Raw genomic sequence first — 16,874 nt, forward strand, 5'->3', positions numbered from 1 at the left:
TCTATGCTATGGCGTACTTCATACTCAACAGCCCTATGACAAAAATTACGGCGTCGTAACCGATTGAAGTGCTTGACTGGCAACACGGTTACTCATGCAGAGCGAAGAAGGCTTGCAGCTTTATCGTTCAATAACCCGCTTTCTTTATGAGGATAGCCTGCGGCCTGACTATACCGGCTCTAATGCGGCCTTACAGAAGGATGCCAAAAAACGCGCGTGTGGCGTTATTCAACGCAGCTGGGCGTGGGGCAACCTGCTTGCTGAACAATTCCCAGATGCCATCCGACTGTCTATTCACCCCCAGCCTTCGGACAGCCTGAAGCTGGGTATTCATATGATGCCAACTAAGGACGATTGGTTGACGCCCTGGCATGGTGTGGCTGCCAATGTTAATGGGCAGTTTGTGCTTATGAAAAATACGGATGCACAGCAGTTGGACGGTGAGGTTGTGGAGATCCGCGGTACGCCTAGCCATTACTTAGTTAAACAGCCTGATATGGCATAAGCGTTATCGTTCACTGAGACATCAAGATTGTCATCTTATAAAGGAATATACACGATGGAAAATAACATGAACTGTCGCATCGAATCGCTTTCCCCTTTTGGCGCGTTATTGACACCTGTTGAAACGGGGCAGAGCATTGCCACACTACCGATTGATACATTGCGTGAGCTCGCCCGCGAACATCATCTTCTGGTACTGCGTGGGTTTTCTTCTAGGTTTTCCGATCCTGAAACGTTGACCGAGTATGCCGGTCACTGGGGGGAAATCATGATGTGGCCTTTCGGGGCTGTGCTGGACGTCAAGGAGCATGCGGATACCAAGGATCACATCTTTGATAACAGCTATGTGCCGTTGCACTGGGATGGTATGTACAAACCAACCATCCCCGAATTTCAACTGTTCCACTGCGTTTCTGCGCCGGGGCAGGATCAAGGCGGACGTACCACGTTTGTCGATACCACGCGTTTGTTGGCAGAGACAGACGCACAGTTAGTCGATGAGTGGCGACGTGTTTCAATCACTTACCGTATTAAAGCCGTTGTGCATTACGGTGGTGAAGTCACATCTCCATTGGTCATCCCGCATCCCAACGGCACGGGTGAGATTATGCGTTATAACGAGCCGCCAACCGAAGGGGAGCGTTTCCTTAATCAGCATGCGCTGGAATACCACAATGTTACGCCGGAAACGCAAAACGCATTTAGCCAGACGTTACGGCAGCATTTGTACGATCCCCGCTATTACTATGCGCATCAATGGCTACAGGGCGATGTTGTCATAGCCGACAACTTCTCGCTGCTGCATGGTCGTGAAGCCTTTACGGCGCATTCTGCACGCCACCTCCAGCGCGTGCATATTCAGGGCACCCCGATTTGTGTGAATACCTGCATTGATAACGCGGCATAAGGAAAAGCATCATGGCACATATTCTTATGGCAGCGATGGCGACGCCGGGGCACGTTTACCCGCTACTGACTATCGCTCGCTATCTGGTTGCGCAGGGGAACGATGTCACGTTGTTTAGCGGTGCGTTGTTCCGTGAGCAGGCGGAGGCCGCTGGCGTCGGTTTTATCCCTTTTAGCGATGACATTGATTTCGACTACCGGCACCTTGAGCAGCATTTCCCCCAACGCGCGATGTTGCCGCCGGGTAATGCGCAGATGGCTCTGGCTCTAAAAGATTTCTTTGCGGCACCGATTCCACTGCTGGATCGGCAACTGCGTGACGCGTTGGCAAAGACCCACGCCGATTTGCTCATCGTTGAAAACTGTTTTTATGGTGTCTTGCCTTTGCTGTTCTCCGGGCAACGGCCGCCCGTCATCGTAATAGGCGTTACGCCGCTGTCCTATTCGACACGAGATTCTGTTTTCTATGGGCCTCGCATTCCTCCCAAATTGCTGCCGCCTGACCTGAGCCATGAACAACTGGTCGATGAAGAAACGCGGGGATTGATGAGCGAGGTTCAGCACACGTTTAATCATGCGATGGTGCAGTCGGGAGGAAAGCCTCTCGAACAGCCTTTTATGGATACGCTGATTGGCCGTTGCGATCGTTTCTTACAGTTATCCACCACTGAACTTGAGTATCAGCGTGATGATTTGCCACCAAGCGTGCGATTTATTGGGCCCTTATCCCACCACGCAGCAGCAGAACGTGTTCCGCAATGGTGGGCACCGGACGACAAGCGGCCACTTATTATCGTTTCACAAGGCACACTGGCGAATGTCGATCTCCAGCAGCTCATTGGGCCAGCGCTGCGCGCATTAGCTGACTTACCTGTCAGAGTGCTGGCGACCACCGGGGGGCGTTCGGTTGATTCGCTGCAAGCCTCCTTGCCTGAAAATGCCAGAGTGGTGAGCTTCCTCTCTTATGACGATTGGCTGCCAAGGGCGTCGATTGTCATCAGCAATGGCGGATACGGTTCGATTAATGCTGCGCTGAAAGATGGCGTTCCCTTAATTGTGGCCGGTGTTGGGGAAGATAAGCAGGAAGGTGCTGCGCGTGTGGTATTTGCCAAATGTGGGATTAACCTGCAAACCAGTACGCCGAGTGAACAGCAGATTAAGCGGTCTGTTATTGAGATATTGGAGGATCCTGGTTATTTACAGCGTGCAAGATGGATTCAGGCAGATTATGCAAGCCATGATGCGCTTGCTCTGATTAAGGCCGAAGTGAATGCGCTATGCCTTCCAAATGAATGTCCACTAAAAGAGGGCGGTATAACATCAGGTAAGGATGTTTCTCTGCTTCGTGTTTAGCCATTATTTCATCGTAGTAACCTGCTGAAATCGGTCACGCGTTATGGGGTGAAACAGTGCCCCATAACGCTATTGTGAATTGTGTTTTTAAAATAGAATACGCGCACGGATGTTCTATCGCAGGGTTGCAGTAAATGAAGCTATTGTTGGCCGTGATTTTTTCAGTATTGATGATTCCCCAGACCGGTTTTTCGGCAACACAAACGGATGCGCTGACGGTGCTGAAGCATTTGGATGTGACCACTTTCCGCAGTTCTTTTGGGCCGAAACATTTCCCCAAGGGGACGCTGCTGAAGGATACCGATGACTATGTGTTTAGCCAGGAAAACGACTGGGCAGACGCAGCGCGAAAAGATGGTAGTTGGACGTATTCACTACGTATTATCTCGGAAAATGAAAAGGAGATCATTGCCTGTTTCGTGGATGATGCCCACATTGGGAGTTACTTTGCGACAAGTCCTTTCCTGATAAAGAAAACGAAAAATGCTCAGGCGTATTCCGTGATCGAGCTTGAACACGACGTAGAAGGATGTGAGCTCAATCCCAAGGATCAATAATCCTGATCTCGGTAAATGAACCACGTTATCCGAACGTTGCTAAAAATAAGGAGCCGCCATAAGCCGCTCCTTTGTTGTTTCTATACCCGTTATACTTCAAGTTGCATGTGCGTCGGCTGCGTTCAGTCACCCGAATCACTTACTTGAGTAAGCTCATCGGGATTCCTTCCCTTACCGCGTTACGAGGCGCGTAAATGAGCCTCGCCCTAAAGGGCCAACGCTTTGCGTTGTTCAAAACGCTAACGTTTTGTCCTGAAACTCGAATTATTTAGGGTATATATTTTTATTTTACAGCGCCTTATCGGTCAACAAGTCGACCTTGCTGGCTGTTGAGACACGCTCAAGGTAGGCGTGGACGTTAGGGCCAAACTGCACGCCTTTCACGATCGTGAGCGACAGTAAGATCGGGAACAGAATAAAATCGGTGGTGGAAATGGTGCTGACGTTTGCCAGACGTGGCTCCAGCGCCTTGAGTTTCTGCTCCACTTCCGCAATCAGTTCCGGCGTTTTTGCGAGCAGTGCATCCAGGTCACCGAAGGCTTTCTCTTCACGCAGAATGTAGGCATGACGCGCCTCTGGCGTGGAAAGCTCTTTGAAATCGGCTTTTGTGAAGCGAGGGATCGCAAGGTTAAACACCGCGCTGGAAACAGATTTACACCAGGCTTCAATCTCAGCATCAACCGGTTTGTCGGCGATTAATGGTGCTTGCTTGCTGTCGACATAGTGGACGATATCCATGCTTTCCGGCATGAAGCTGCCATCTTCTTTTTGCAGGATCGGCACCACTTTGCGGCCCACCATGCGCGTTGGCGTGTCGATGTCGCCTTCCATAATGACGGATTGCTCAACAGGCAGATCTTTCAGGCCAAAAATCATTCTGGCTCTGACACAGAATGGGCAGTGTTCGTAAATGAAAAGTTTCATGCATCGCCTCGTAAGATTTTGAAAAAGTCAGCAAAAATTTGCTAGCCCTGTCATGACAAGTTATTCCATCAGAGTAATACCTGATACGGTTGGCCGTAAAGCGAATGTGCCTGAAGATGGCGATGGCAGGGAAAAGAAGGGTGCGGTGTGGATCCGCTTTATCCTCGTAGGATTCCTGTATGATGCAGTGACCCCCCTTTTGCGGAAGAGAAATCATGGATCGCCTGAGCGCGCTGGAAACATTTATCTGCGTTTTTGAAACGGGGTCGTTTTCCGCTGCGTCTCGCAGGCTCGGTATTGGGCAGCCTGCGGTGTCCAAAGCGATCATGCAGCTTGAAAATCAGCTGGCAACGCCGTTGCTGCTCCGCTCTACCCGAGGGCTGACGCCGACAGAAGCTGGACAGAATTTTTATGAGCAAATCGCCCCTGCGTTAAAGGTACTGGGGGATGCTCAAGAGCATGTGGTTAGCGGGAGCACTGCGCTGTCTGGACGGTTACGTATCGGTGCACCCGTAACTTTCGCCAGACAACTCATCATACCGCGGCTCCATGAATTCATGGCCGAGCATCCCCAGCTAAATATTGATGTTATTCTGGACGATCGCCCGATCGATCTGATTGCTGAAGGAATTGATGTGGCATTGCGTTTGGGCGAAATGAAGGATTCAAGCCTGATTGCCCAGCGGTTAGCATCGTGTTCTATGCGCCTGCTGGCGACCCCTGACTATTTCGCGCGTCATGGTGTGCCAGCTTCTCCTGACGTACTGGCCGCGCATCCTGCTGTCATCTATTTGCAGGGAGAGAGAACCGATCGTTGGATTTTTTCTCGGAATGGAACACAGACCACGGTATTCCCCAATGGGCGTATCCGTGTTTCTGCGGCGGAAGGCGTGCGTGCAGCGGTGCTATCCGGTGTAGGACTGATTGTGGCGTCGGAATGGATGTTTGCACCAGAGCTTGAAAGCGGGCAGGTCGTCACCGCGCTGGATTCATGGTCGCTGGGTAAGATGGATCTGTGGGCTGTCTACCCTGGAGGCCGCATGACATCAGCTCGCGCCAGAATTTTTACCGATTTCGTTCAGCATCTTTTCTCCTGACGTATTCCTCTTTGGAATAGCTGATATCCATTTTACCTCTCTACTGGGAATGAGTAGGGCACCTTATGCTCTGCTCATCACCTGCCGACTTCCGGCAGGAAACACACAGACAGGTATGATGATGAGTACATTATCCAGCGAAGCCGATATCAGAACGCAGCAGGCTCCCGGCAAAGTATTGATTTTCTCAATGGCGGCAGCCAGCGGTATTTCTGTTGCCAATATCTATTACAACCAACCGATGCTGGGCGTGATCGGCGAAAGCTTTACGTCAAGCGGGGCGGTTTCGCTGATCCCGACCGTGACGCAGTTGGGCTACGCCTTGGGGCTGCTACTGCTGGTTCCGCTCGGCGATAAGTTCGATCGGCGTCGGCTGATCGTGTGGCAATTTTTGCTGCTGGCGTTGGCTTCTGCGTTTGCGGCCTTGTCGACATCGGCTGTCGCGTTATTAGGTACTTCGCTGCTCATCGGTTTTGGGGCGACCGCCGCACAGCAGATTGTTCCGGCTGCGGCGGCGCTTGCTGATGCGAAACAGCGTGGTGCGATTGTTGGAACGGTGATGAGCGGACTATTAAGCGGCATTCTGCTTAGCCGTACGATTGCGGGCCTGGTGGCGGAAAGCGCAGGCTGGCGGGCGATGTTTTGGCTGAGCGTGCCGCTGGCGCTAGCGGGCGCGTGGGCAATGGGAAGAATGTTACCGGCTTCACCATCGAATCAAACCGTTCGTTACCGTGAGTTGATGCGTTCGCTGGTGACGCTGTGGCGGGATGAACGCGCATTGCGTAAAGCCACGCTGATTCAGGCGCTGTTGTTTGCATCGTTCAGCGCGTTCTGGAGTGTGCTTGCGCTGTATCTGGCAAGCGGACGTTTTCAAATGGGCGCTGCCGCTGCGGGCCTGTTCGGCGTGATTGGTGTAGCGGGAATTTTTGCGGCTCCGCTGGCGGGAAGACTGGCCGATAGAATCGGCAGCCGCCCGGTTGTGATTGCCGGCGCGCTGTTGACGCTGCTCTCATGGGCAATATTCATCGGTTTCGATTCCGTTATTGGCCTGATTATCGGTGTTGTCCTGCTCGATCTCGGTGTACAAAGTGCGTTAATTGCCAATCAACATGTGATTTACGGGCTCGGTGAAGCGGTCAGAGGCCGGATTAATACCGTATTCATGGGCGGTATGTTTCTGGGCGGTGCGGCGGGTTCCTCGGTTGCGATGGCCGCATGGCATCAGGGAGGATGGTTGATGGTCGGAGCGCTTGCCAGTGTTCTGGCAATTATGGCGCTGCTGGTTGCGCTGATGAAAACCCCAAAAGCGTAATTACGATCGGGGAAAGCAGGTTGAAATAGCCAGATATGGCGGCTGGGAAGTCTCACCAATGTTGTTTTACAACCAGTAGATTAACCTTACTTGCTGATGACAATACTATACATTTGGCTTGCTATAGTCCTTCCATCCCTTGTCAGTACCCCACATCTCTGTGAGTGTTGTGTAGTTAACCATCCCTGTCATTAGAATGACCTTACCCGCCTTGTGCGGGTTTTTTTTTCCTGCTTTCCCGTTCGCGGGATTCGTGTTGAACGTGTCTATTCCGTGTCGTGATTAACTGAATGATCGGAAGCGACTTTGATAACGACTCGGTTCCTTCCTTCATGCTTGGCCTGATAGAGGGCGTCGTCCGCGATTTTCAAAACGCTATCGATCTGCTCCATTCCAGGAATAAAACAGGTGACGCCTAATGAAATCGTGATGTTTTCAGGAATCGGTAGCGGCATTTTTTCGACTTTTTTACGCAGCCGTTCAGCAATATCAGCGGCCTGCGTCATGTCCGTATCGGGTAGAAGTGCGAGGAATTCCTCTCCGCCAGTGCGGCAAATCAGATCGGATTCGCGAGCTCCCTGTTTTATGTTTTTCGCCAACAGCCTGATGACATCGTCACCAACATTGTGCCCATAGGTATCATTCACGCGTTTGAAGTGGTCGATATCAATCACGATGGCGGCAACCTGATTGCTCTTTGAGAGAATGAGTTCAATGCTTTCATAGATGCCACGGCGATTGAGCAACCCAGTGAGCGGATCGGTATGGGCTTGCAAACTCAGTTTGCCAATTCGTTTGTGCAGCAGCAGAGTACCGAAAAGAATGACGCGTTTTAGCTGGTCAACTTCAAAGTACCAAGAGGGAACTTTCTTAATTTTTTCAATGACATCGGGTTCCTCCATTTTACTGGCAGAAACGGCCAGTAAGCGCAGAGGGTTGGCAATAGAGAACGCGAGTAGAGTGAGGGCAATAAGCGTTAATATCATCACTGGCGCACCTTCATATAAGACGGAACGCATTACGCTGTCGAGCAAATCGATAACGGTTTGAGAAGGGTGTAAGGTAATGATGATCCAGCCGGATGAATTGACCGTATCGAAACCCGCCAGAGACGGCATGCCCTGCATATCGGGCATGGCGGCGGTGCCACTTTTCTTGTCCCGAAACACCTCTTTGATTCTTTCGTCGCTGACGGGCTTACCGACCCACTGCTTATCCTGATGGTAGAGGACAACCCCATTTTTATCGATCACGTAAACGCTGGAGTAATCGTTATAGAAATGGGTATTCATGAATTCGTTTAAGACGCTTTCACTCTTTAAATAAATCGTCCCGCCGATGTAACCGAGATAATTTCCCTGTTTGTCTTTTATCGGGGAAGACACCAGTACGATTAAATTCCCGGACATAGAGACATAAGGCTGACTGATTAACGGTTTCTGTTCCACCAACGCCAGCTTGCTGGCCTCTGAAGTCAGTGTATTTCCTTTCAGGTTCAGCGAGGTTGGGTAAACCGCTTGTATCTTATTCTGGGTATCCGCAATGAAAATAGAATTAAAACTTTGGCTCATGCGGTATGTCTGTTCACTTTTCCCCAGTAGCGCGGCATCGTCACTAAAACTCTCGGCGACTGATGTCGCGCTGTAAGCCAGCTCCTGCTGTGCCGAAGATAAAAAACTTTCTGTGGTAGCCGCTAATTTGGACGAATAGTTAAGGTTTGAACTCAGTATCTGATCGGTAATGAGCTTCTTCTGTACGTTATAAACGGCAACATAGGCGTTGGTCAGCGTGATGATCATGCTGATAATGGCGAGGGATAAAATGAGTGAACGTAAATTGATTGGGAATCGTTTTTTTATTTTCATTGTTGGCCGCACCTATTTTCCGCTAGGTAAGCAAAATCACGCTTTCTTTTTGTTATGTCATCATCAATGGCAAACTGGCGGGGTATTCGCTTGCGACCAATGAATAACCCGCCATTCAAAGTTATAGACGCTAATTGGGCTATCTGGCAACGTATTGATATCTCTCCCGCATCTTCAATTTAATGCAGGGAATGTACGATCTCCAGCGTACCGTTAATGATGAACTGCACGCCCATGCAAACCAGCAGAAACCCCATCAGCCGTGAAATGGCTTCAATGCCGCTTTTCCCGATCAGACGCATAATCAGGCCAGAGCTTTTCAGACTGAGCCAGACGATCAGGCTGATCAACATAAACGTGAGTACGGGGGCAACGGTAATCACCCATGGCGTGATATCGACACCGCTCTTGATTTGTGAGGCAGAACTAATGATGAGGGCAATGGTTCCTGGCCCCGCGGTGCTGGGCATCGCCAATGGAACGAAGGCGATATTGACCTCATTGGCGGAGAAACTGTCGTTAATTTCTTCTTTTTTGCTTTTGACTTCAGGCGCATGTTCTGGCTTCTGCTGAGGAAAAAGCATGCGAAAACCGATAAATGCGACGATGAGCCCGCCAGCAATGCGCAACCCAGGAATGGAAATTCCGAAGGTATTCATTACGACCTGACCCGCGTAGTACGCGACGGTCATAATAATGAAGACGTAGAGCGAGGCCTGAAAGATCTGGCGATTTCGTTCCCCTTGGCTCATGTTGCCGGACATCGCTAAAAATACCGCTACCGTTGTCAGTGGGTTCGCGAGTGGCAGGATTAACACCAGACCAAGACCAATGGTTTGAATCAATTCCAGCATTCTACGTTCCTTTTAGTGGGGCGCTTTCGTCAGTTCAGGAAAATGGCCAATGATGACCTGCTGCTATGGTGTCTGATGTGGCTTAGGCCAGTTCATCCTCCGCTAATTTTTTGAAACGATAGAGCGTTTTCGTCAGCATATCGCGAGAAAACATATCAAACATTTGGCCGATCTTTTTCCCAATCAAGCCCCCCGGTGGGTTGTAGCGAATTGTCAGCGTTACGGTTGTACCCGCTTCCGATGTGGCCGGTTGAAAAGAAAGCCTGCCTTCATTGGGAACCCGTGCCCCTTCCAGCGAACGCCAGTGGATATACTCCCCCGGTTTTTCATCAATAATACGAGCCTGCCACTCAATGAGCGCGCCAATCGGCGTGTTAATCCGCCAGTTAGAGTCGGTATAGTTCAGTATCTCGATACTGGCGAAATGGCCCATCAGGATCGGCAACGTTTCCGGTTTGCGCCAGAGATCAAACAAGCGTTCTGCCGGGCGATTGATCGTGATACTGCTGCTGATTTCATTGGCATAACTGCCGTTTTTCGCTGCGGTTTTTCTTAAGAAAGAGGGAAACACCCGTCATCCTCCCTAATGGATTATTACCCCTTTATGGGCATATGCAGGCCATTCTGACCGATCTCGACCAACGAAGCAAAGCGGAGACGGTGGCGATAGTGTTGGTGCAGGCTATCACAGCAATCGTCAGAATTTTTCCACGCCTAATGTTGCATTAATCTTCGTTCGGTACTGTAAGAGTCAGACAGAAGCCGAATGACGTGCCGCAAAACACCAGGGTTTTTACATAACGATAATAGCCGTACCCCGCCCACTATTTTTAGTGGGCTTTTTTTTATTTATACTTCCTTGTTTAGATATTTTATTGCTATGTAAATTGATATTTATCAATTTATGGTTAATGGTTTTGTACCTATTAAGATGTAATGAATCTGTATCCCTATATTCTATTTTTAAAATGGCGCGCTAGTTGTGTGGTAATTTACTTTATAGGCATGTCGTGATACGTTTATAACCAGCTTTTATGCTGGTAGGAATAAATATGAGTAATCCATTTGTTGCTAGGTGGAGTCGTAATGGCAACCTGCTTTGCCACGGCCACTGGTTAATATCTTATAAAGAAAACGATTTCAGGTTACCGGAAAAATATAAAGAAAATCATATGGGAACGATGGGGATCTACTCTATCATCGATCCTGATGATGAAATGTACCGGGACGGACTCGATGAAGATGATTGGATTCTGGAAAATATCGACTGGCTGGCCGATAGCTTTGAAGAAAATAATGTCCCTATTGAAGAGTGTTATTTCAGATATTTCTTTCAGGCTATAAATAAGCAGGACTGGCGATGCACCAGTTGCGCTGGCTGTATGTAAATTGCTCCATCATTATTAATTACACCTATACCCTCTGTATTCCTGCCAGCCGACTACTCTATTAGCGTCGTGCTATTTTCTCTCTGATTATTCGGCAGCGTTTTATTCGCTCTTCTTCGGTTTTCATTCCTTTTTCATCTTCTTTGCTATGCGCTTCGCATACCGCGTAGCGGAGCGTCTTTTTCAGGGAAAAGTGTTACCCTGACCCAACAATCCTTGATTAAGATGAGGCGGCAATGACGGAAGCTGACATTCTGCGGTTAAGTGCTTTGGTGGGCGAAAAACTAAAGGCGCGTGGTGCCACGCTGACATGTGCGGAATCCTGCACCGGAGGCTGGTTGGCTAAGTCTATTACCGATATCGCGGGTAGTTCTGGCTGGTTTGACTACGGCTTTGTGACATACAGCAATCTGGCCAAGCAGCGTCTAGTGAATGTGAACGCAGAGACACTTGAACAGCATGGTGCGGTGAGTGAAGCCGTCGTCAATGAGATGGCCGCAGGGGCTTTGCAGGCCGCCGATGCAGATTTTGCCATATCGGTAAGCGGCGTCGCCGGGCCAGACGGGGGAACCGAAGAGAAACCTGTCGGCACGGTATGGTTTGGTTTCACTGACAAACAGGGTGGGGCATTCGCCCGGACAATGCGGTTCAGCGGAGACAGAAACGCGGTGCGTCTGCAATCGGTTCATTTTGCGCTGCAAACGTTGCTCGACACGTTTCTGAAAAAATAACCTTGATGCTGTATGCGCATACAGTATAATGTCAGTAATTATTCGGCAATTCATGATTAAGCAGCCGCGTAGAGACAGCAGCTTTACGCCGCATGACAGGAGCAGAAATGGCTATTGATGAGAACAAACAAAAGGCACTTGCGGCAGCACTGGGTCAAATCGAAAAGCAATTTGGTAAAGGTTCTATCATGCGGTTGGGCGAGGATCGCTCAATGGATGTTGAAACCATTTCTACAGGCTCTTTGTCCCTGGATATCGCTTTGGGGGCTGGTGGTTTACCGATGGGGCGTATCGTTGAGATTTATGGCCCAGAATCTTCCGGTAAAACAACGCTGACCTTACAGGTTATTGCTGCCGCTCAGCGCGAAGGCAAAACGTGTGCGTTTATCGATGCTGAGCATGCGCTGGACCCGATTTATGCGAAAAAGCTTGGCGTAGATATCGATAACCTGCTGTGTTCTCAGCCGGATACCGGCGAGCAAGCGTTGGAGATCTGTGATGCACTAACGCGCTCCGGTGCTGTTGACGTTATCATCGTTGACTCCGTTGCGGCACTGACGCCGAAAGCCGAAATTGAAGGTGAAATCGGCGACTCCCACATGGGGCTGGCTGCTCGTATGATGAGCCAGGCTATGCGTAAACTGGCGGGTAACCTGAAGCAAGCCAATACGCTGCTGATCTTCATTAACCAGATTCGTATGAAAATCGGTGTGATGTTCGGTAACCCTGAAACGACTACCGGTGGTAACGCACTGAAGTTTTACGCCTCTGTTCGTCTGGATATTCGTCGTACTGGCGCTATCAAGGAAGGCGAAGAAGTGGTCGGCAGCGAAACCCGCGTGAAAGTCGTTAAGAATAAAGTAGCAGCACCGTTCAAACAGGCTGAATTCCAAATTCTGTACGGCGAAGGCATCAATATCCACGGTGAACTGGTTGATCTGGGTGTGAAACACAAGCTGATCGAAAAAGCCGGTGCCTGGTATAGCTATAACGGCGACAAGATCGGTCAGGGTAAAGCGAATGCCTGTAATTTCCTGAAAGAGAACCCGGCGATTGCTGCGGAACTGGACAAGAAATTGCGTGAAATGTTGCTGCACAAAGGCAATGAACTGACGCCAGCCGCCGCTGGAAATAGCCATGACGAAGATGAATTCGCTGGTGAAGGCAACGAAGAGTTTTAATGGTGGCTGAATGGATTGTGACAGGGCACTTCAGCGGATAGATGGATGAATAAACCATTACGCTATGCGATGAATGTGCTTTCTGTTCGCGATTATAGTGAAACCGAAATACGCCGCAAATGTGCGGCGTATTTATATAAGTCAGAAAGCGCAAAAGCAGAAGATGAGGCAGACGAAGCCACAGCCCGAGCTGCGGCAGAAGATGTGGAAGCGGCTATTGCTTACTGCAAGGAACACGGTTGGCTGGATGACGAGCGCTATGCTCGCCGCTATATCAGCAGCCGGAGCCGCAAAGGCTATGGTGCCCAGCGGATCAAAATGGAGCTAAGCCAGAAAGGAATCGATAAGACAACGTTAGCCACAGCATTAAACGAGAGTGATATCGATTGGTGTGCACTGGCGAAATCGGTTGTGGAACGAAAATTCGGGCATCCTCTGTCCGATGAATGGAAAGACAAAGTCAAACATCAGCGATATCTGCTTTATCGTGGCTTCTTTCATGAAGAAATCCAGTCAATTTATACGAATTTTTCAGATTGAACGCACACGGGATTTTACTTCCCATCGAAGAAAATTTATCTTATTCCCACTTTTTTGTTCGTGAGTTGCTCGGTAACGTCAGCATGCTGGACTAACCTTGCCCGCGATCTGTTCTTCTAGCTTGATTCCAGGACAATTATGAGCAAGAGCACCGCTGAGATCCGTCAAGCGTTTCTCGATTTTTTCCACAGTAAGGGACACCAGGTTGTTGATAGCAGCTCTCTGGTGCCGAACAACGATCCGACATTGTTATTCACCAATGCGGGTATGAACCAGTTCAAAGATGTGTTCCTCGGTCTGGATAAACGCAGCTATGCCCGAGCGACGACCTCGCAGCGCTGCGTACGTGCCGGTGGTAAACATAATGACCTGGAAAACGTAGGTTATACCGCACGCCACCATACCTTCTTTGAAATGCTGGGTAACTTCAGCTTCGGTGACTATTTCAAGCATGATGCGATTCGCTATGCGTGGGAACTGCTGACGTCTCCTCAGTGGTTCAATCTGCCGAAAGAAAAACTGTGGGTAACTGTGTACGCAACGGATGATGAAGCCTATGACATTTGGGCTGATGAAGTTGGCGTGCCGCGCGAAAGAATTATTCGTATTGGTGATAACAAAGGCGGACCTTACGCCTCTGATAACTTCTGGCAGATGGGGGAAACGGGGCCGTGTGGTCCATGTACCGAGATTTTCTACGATCACGGTGAGCACATCGCAGGTGGACCGCCGGGAAGCCCTGATGAAGACGGCGATCGCTATATCGAAATCTGGAACCTGGTGTTCATGCAGTTCAACCGTCAGGTTGACGGCACCATGCTGCCACTGCCTAAACCTTCCGTCGATACCGGCATGGGGTTAGAGCGCGTTTCTGCCGTCTTGCAGCACGTCAATTCAAACTATGACATTGATTTGTTCAAAACGCTGATTGATGCGGTAGCGAAAGCCGTCGGAACGACGGATTTAACCAACAAATCGCTGCGTGTTATCGCTGACCATATCCGCTCTTGTGCGTTCCTGATTGCCGATGGCGTGATGCCATCTAATGAAAACCGTGGTTATGTTCTGCGCCGTATTATCCGCCGCGCTGCGCGCCACGGTAATATGCTGGGCGCTACGGATGCTTTCTTCTACAAACTGGTTGCGCCGCTGATTCAAGTCATGGGGCCAGCGGCTGAAGAATTGAAAAAACAGCAGTCTGTGGTTGAGCAGGCGCTGAAGACGGAAGAAGAACAGTTTGCCCGCACGCTGGAACGCGGCTTGTCTCTGCTGGACGAAGAAATTAAAAACCTGAAAGGGGATACGCTGGACGGTGAAACCGCCTTCCGCCTGTATGACACCTATGGTTTCCCTGTCGACCTCACGGCAGATGTGTGCCGCGAGCGCGGCCTGAAAGTCGATGAAGAAGGCTTTGAAGCCGCAATGACGGCGCAGCGCCAGCGCGCGCGTGGAGCCAGCGGATTTGGCGTAGATTACAACAGTCTTATCCGTGTGGATGAGAACACGCCATTCTGCGGTTATGAAAAAACGCAGCAGCAAGCGAAGGTTATTGCGATTTATCACAATGGAAACGCGGTTGATCAGATTGCGGCTGGTGATGAAGCGGTTGTGATTCTGAACGAAACGCCATTTTATGGTGAATCCGGTGGCCAGGTTGGCGACCAGGGTGAACTGAAAAATGCGGGTGTCAGCTTTGCTGTTCAGGATACTCAGAAATACGGTCAGGCAATTGGTCACGTCGGTAAACTGACTCAGGGTACGCTGCGTGTTAACGACAGTGTCGAGGCAAACGTTGATAGCCAACGCCGCGATCGCATTCGTCTGAACCACTCCGCGACGCACCTGCTGCATGCTGCGCTGCGTCAGGTTCTGGGCGATCATGTCGCGCAGAAAGGCTCTCTGGTTAACGATAGCTATCTGCGTTTTGACTTCTCACATACGGAAGCGATGAAGCCTGAGCAGATTCGTCAGGTTGAAGACATCGTCAACGCGCAAATCCGCCGTAACCTTACCGTGCAAACGGATGTCATGGCGCTGGATGATGCGAGAGCGAAGGGCGCGATGGCGCTGTTCGGTGAGAAGTACGATGACCATGTCCGTGTTCTGACGATGGGTGATTTCTCCATTGAGCTTTGTGGGGGCACGCACGCAAGCCGTACCGGTGATATTGGCTTGTTCCAGATCATTTCTGAATCAGGCACTGCTGCCGGCGTGCGTCGTATTGAAGCGACCACGGGTGAGAATGCGTTGTCTGCGTTGCATCGCCAGAGCGACGTTTTGCAAGACATTGCGCAACTGCTGAAAGGGGATAGTCACAACCTGACGGATAAGGTACGCTCTGTTCTGGATCGTGCCCGCGCGTTGGAGAAAGAGCTTCAGCAGTTGAAGGCTCAACAAGCGGCGCAGGAAAGCTCGTCGCTGTCTGGCAAAGCAAAAGAGGTTAACGGTGTGAAGTTGCTGGTCACGCAACTGGACAACGTGGATCCTAAGCTGCTGCGCACGATGGTTGACGACTTGAAGAATCAGCTTGGCTCTGCTGTTATCGTTCTCGGAACGGCGGCAGAAGGCCGGGTCAGCTTGATTTCTGGTGTAACGAAAGATCTGACTGACCGCGTAAAAGCCGGTGAACTGATTGGGTTTGTTGCCCAGCAGGTTGGCGGTAAAGGCGGTGGTCGCCCAGATATGGCTCAGGCTGGTGGTTCAGACGTGTCTGCACTGCCTGCTGCGCTGGCAAGCGTTGAATCTTGGGTTGCTGCTAAGCTATAAACGACAGATAACGTTTTATTCGCGTTATCCAACAAGAACGCCATAACTTTCTGGTTGTGGCGTTTTTGTCTGCGGAAAAGGATCCGGCAAGCAGGATAGAAAGTGTGTTACCTTCAGATATTCTGAAGCTTTACATGCTCAGTCCTGTTGTTGTGATAACAAAAGCACAAGCTACTGATATCGACTAAACTAACAAGTAGTGACAAACCGGGGTGTGATGGTGTGGTTATACCATCGTCTAGGTTTACGTTTTCACGGCACATGATGGATAATGGCGGGGAGACAGAGAGACCCGACTCTTTATAATCTTTCAAGGAGCAAAGAATGCTTATTTTGACTCGTCGAGTTGGCGAAACCCTCATGATCGGCGATGAGGTAACGGTTACCGTATTAGGAGTGAAAGGCAACCAGGTGCGTATTGGTGTTAATGCACCTAAAGAGGTTTCTGTCCACCGTGAAGAGATCTATCAGCGTATTCAGGCCGAAAAATCTCAACCAACGTCATATTGATTGACAATGCGTCTCGTGTTCGCGGGACGCACTTGTTATTTCCCGCTTTTCCCCACACATTTATCGATATATCCATTTTTATTGTGCACTTCCTTTGGCAAGGTAACCGCCTGTTTTTCTGTCGATAAAATAGACTTTTTGTTGTGAAAGTGCTCGTCTTGGATGCGAATTGTTCAAACGAACACAAGGTGGGAAAAATTGTTTGACTTATAAGTCTGGGAAAGTAATATGTGCGCCACGCAGTACCGGTGAGCACTAACAAGAAGTTCTTAGTAGCGAATCAGGTAATGTAAGGTGAGGTGGCCGAGAGGCTGAAGGCGCTCCCCTGCTAAGGGAGTATGCGGTCAAAAGCTGCATCGAGGGTTCGAATCCCTCCCTCACCGCCA

General features: G+C 50.0%; 15 protein-coding genes, 1 tRNA gene and 1 pseudogene. 13 read left to right on the forward strand and 4 right to left on the reverse strand.

The window, feature by feature from the left end:
• Nucleotides 1-91 precede the first annotated feature (91 nt).
• The 4 genes and pseudogenes from BUB06_RS20435 to BUB06_RS20450 form a co-directional block, all read left to right on the forward strand.
• A pseudogene (locus BUB06_RS20435) lies at nucleotides 92-505 on the forward strand (L-tyrosine/L-tryptophan isonitrile synthase family protein); the annotation flags it as partial.
• 54 nt (nucleotides 506-559) lie between these two features.
• Complete coding sequence (locus tag BUB06_RS20440; RefSeq protein WP_039475840.1) at nucleotides 560-1,411, forward strand: TauD/TfdA dioxygenase family protein; 852 nt, start codon at nucleotides 560-562, stop codon at nucleotides 1,409-1,411.
• Between the two features lie 11 nt (nucleotides 1,412-1,422).
• A complete protein-coding gene (locus BUB06_RS20445; RefSeq protein ID WP_048329364.1) occupies nucleotides 1,423-2,763 on the forward strand; it encodes a glycosyltransferase in 1,341 nt (446 codons plus the stop codon).
• 134 nt (nucleotides 2,764-2,897) lie between these two features.
• A complete protein-coding gene (locus BUB06_RS20450) occupies nucleotides 2,898-3,320 on the forward strand; it encodes a bacteriocin immunity protein (RefSeq protein ID WP_039475843.1) in 423 nt (140 codons plus the stop codon).
• Nucleotides 3,321-3,608: 288 nt separating this feature from the next.
• Here the strand turns inward: BUB06_RS20450 and grxB are convergent, their stop codons facing one another.
• Nucleotides 3,609-4,244, reverse strand: a complete 636-nt coding sequence (gene grxB, locus BUB06_RS20455; protein WP_039475846.1) for a glutaredoxin 2 — start codon at nucleotides 4,242-4,244, stop codon at nucleotides 3,609-3,611.
• A 215-nt stretch (nucleotides 4,245-4,459) separates the two neighbouring features.
• On the opposite strand from grxB, the gene BUB06_RS20460 reads away from it, so the two are divergent.
• Entirely contained in the window at nucleotides 4,460-5,341 is an 882-nt protein-coding gene (locus tag BUB06_RS20460; protein ID WP_039475849.1) for a LysR family transcriptional regulator, read from the forward strand.
• Between the two features lie 121 nt (nucleotides 5,342-5,462).
• Nucleotides 5,463-6,653, forward strand: coding sequence for an MFS transporter (locus BUB06_RS20465; RefSeq protein ID WP_039475988.1), 1,191 nt, complete (start codon nucleotides 5,463-5,465; stop codon nucleotides 6,651-6,653).
• Nucleotides 6,654-6,919: 266 nt separating this feature from the next.
• Here the strand turns inward: BUB06_RS20465 and BUB06_RS20470 are convergent, their stop codons facing one another.
• The 3 genes from BUB06_RS20470 to BUB06_RS20480 form a co-directional block, all read right to left on the reverse strand.
• Entirely contained in the window at nucleotides 6,920-8,518 is a 1,599-nt protein-coding gene (locus tag BUB06_RS20470; protein WP_039475851.1) for a sensor domain-containing diguanylate cyclase, read from the reverse strand.
• Between the two features lie 179 nt (nucleotides 8,519-8,697).
• Nucleotides 8,698-9,372 (reverse strand): MarC family NAAT transporter, encoded by a 675-nt coding sequence (locus tag BUB06_RS20475; protein ID WP_010307203.1) that lies wholly within the window; start codon nucleotides 9,370-9,372, stop codon nucleotides 8,698-8,700.
• An 82-nt stretch (nucleotides 9,373-9,454) separates the two neighbouring features.
• A complete protein-coding gene (locus tag BUB06_RS20480; protein WP_039475855.1) occupies nucleotides 9,455-9,943 on the reverse strand; it encodes an SRPBCC family protein in 489 nt (162 codons plus the stop codon).
• A 481-nt stretch (nucleotides 9,944-10,424) separates the two neighbouring features.
• Between BUB06_RS20480 and BUB06_RS20485 the strand changes: the two genes are divergently transcribed.
• The 7 genes from BUB06_RS20485 (at nucleotide 10,425) to BUB06_RS20515 (ending at nucleotide 16,874) form a co-directional block, all read left to right on the forward strand.
• The gene (locus BUB06_RS20485; protein ID WP_039475858.1) at nucleotides 10,425-10,760 is read left to right on the forward strand and encodes a hypothetical protein; all 336 of its coding nucleotides are present in this window, start codon (nucleotides 10,425-10,427) and stop codon (nucleotides 10,758-10,760) included.
• 236 nt (nucleotides 10,761-10,996) lie between these two features.
• Nucleotides 10,997-11,491, forward strand: a complete 495-nt coding sequence (gene pncC / locus BUB06_RS20490; protein ID WP_039475861.1) for a nicotinamide-nucleotide amidase — start codon at nucleotides 10,997-10,999, stop codon at nucleotides 11,489-11,491.
• A 107-nt stretch (nucleotides 11,492-11,598) separates the two neighbouring features.
• Nucleotides 11,599-12,672: a recombinase RecA gene (gene recA, locus BUB06_RS20495; protein WP_010285348.1), complete on the forward strand. Its 1,074-nt coding sequence runs from the start codon at nucleotides 11,599-11,601 to the stop codon at nucleotides 12,670-12,672.
• A 45-nt stretch (nucleotides 12,673-12,717) separates the two neighbouring features.
• A complete protein-coding gene (recX, locus tag BUB06_RS20500; RefSeq protein ID WP_010307191.1) occupies nucleotides 12,718-13,212 on the forward strand; it encodes a recombination regulator RecX in 495 nt (164 codons plus the stop codon).
• Between the two features lie 138 nt (nucleotides 13,213-13,350).
• Nucleotides 13,351-15,978: an alanine--tRNA ligase gene (gene alaS / locus BUB06_RS20505; protein WP_039475863.1), complete on the forward strand. Its 2,628-nt coding sequence runs from the start codon at nucleotides 13,351-13,353 to the stop codon at nucleotides 15,976-15,978.
• A 324-nt stretch (nucleotides 15,979-16,302) separates the two neighbouring features.
• The gene (gene csrA / locus BUB06_RS20510; protein ID WP_005972168.1) at nucleotides 16,303-16,488 is read left to right on the forward strand and encodes a carbon storage regulator CsrA; all 186 of its coding nucleotides are present in this window, start codon (nucleotides 16,303-16,305) and stop codon (nucleotides 16,486-16,488) included.
• 293 nt (nucleotides 16,489-16,781) lie between these two features.
• A tRNA-Ser gene (locus tag BUB06_RS20515) sits at nucleotides 16,782-16,874 on the forward strand.

Origin of the sequence: Pectobacterium carotovorum (genome assembly GCF_900129615.1) — a bacterium.
In the GTDB taxonomy this organism is placed as follows: Bacteria; Pseudomonadota; Gammaproteobacteria; order Enterobacterales; family Enterobacteriaceae; genus Pectobacterium; species Pectobacterium carotovorum.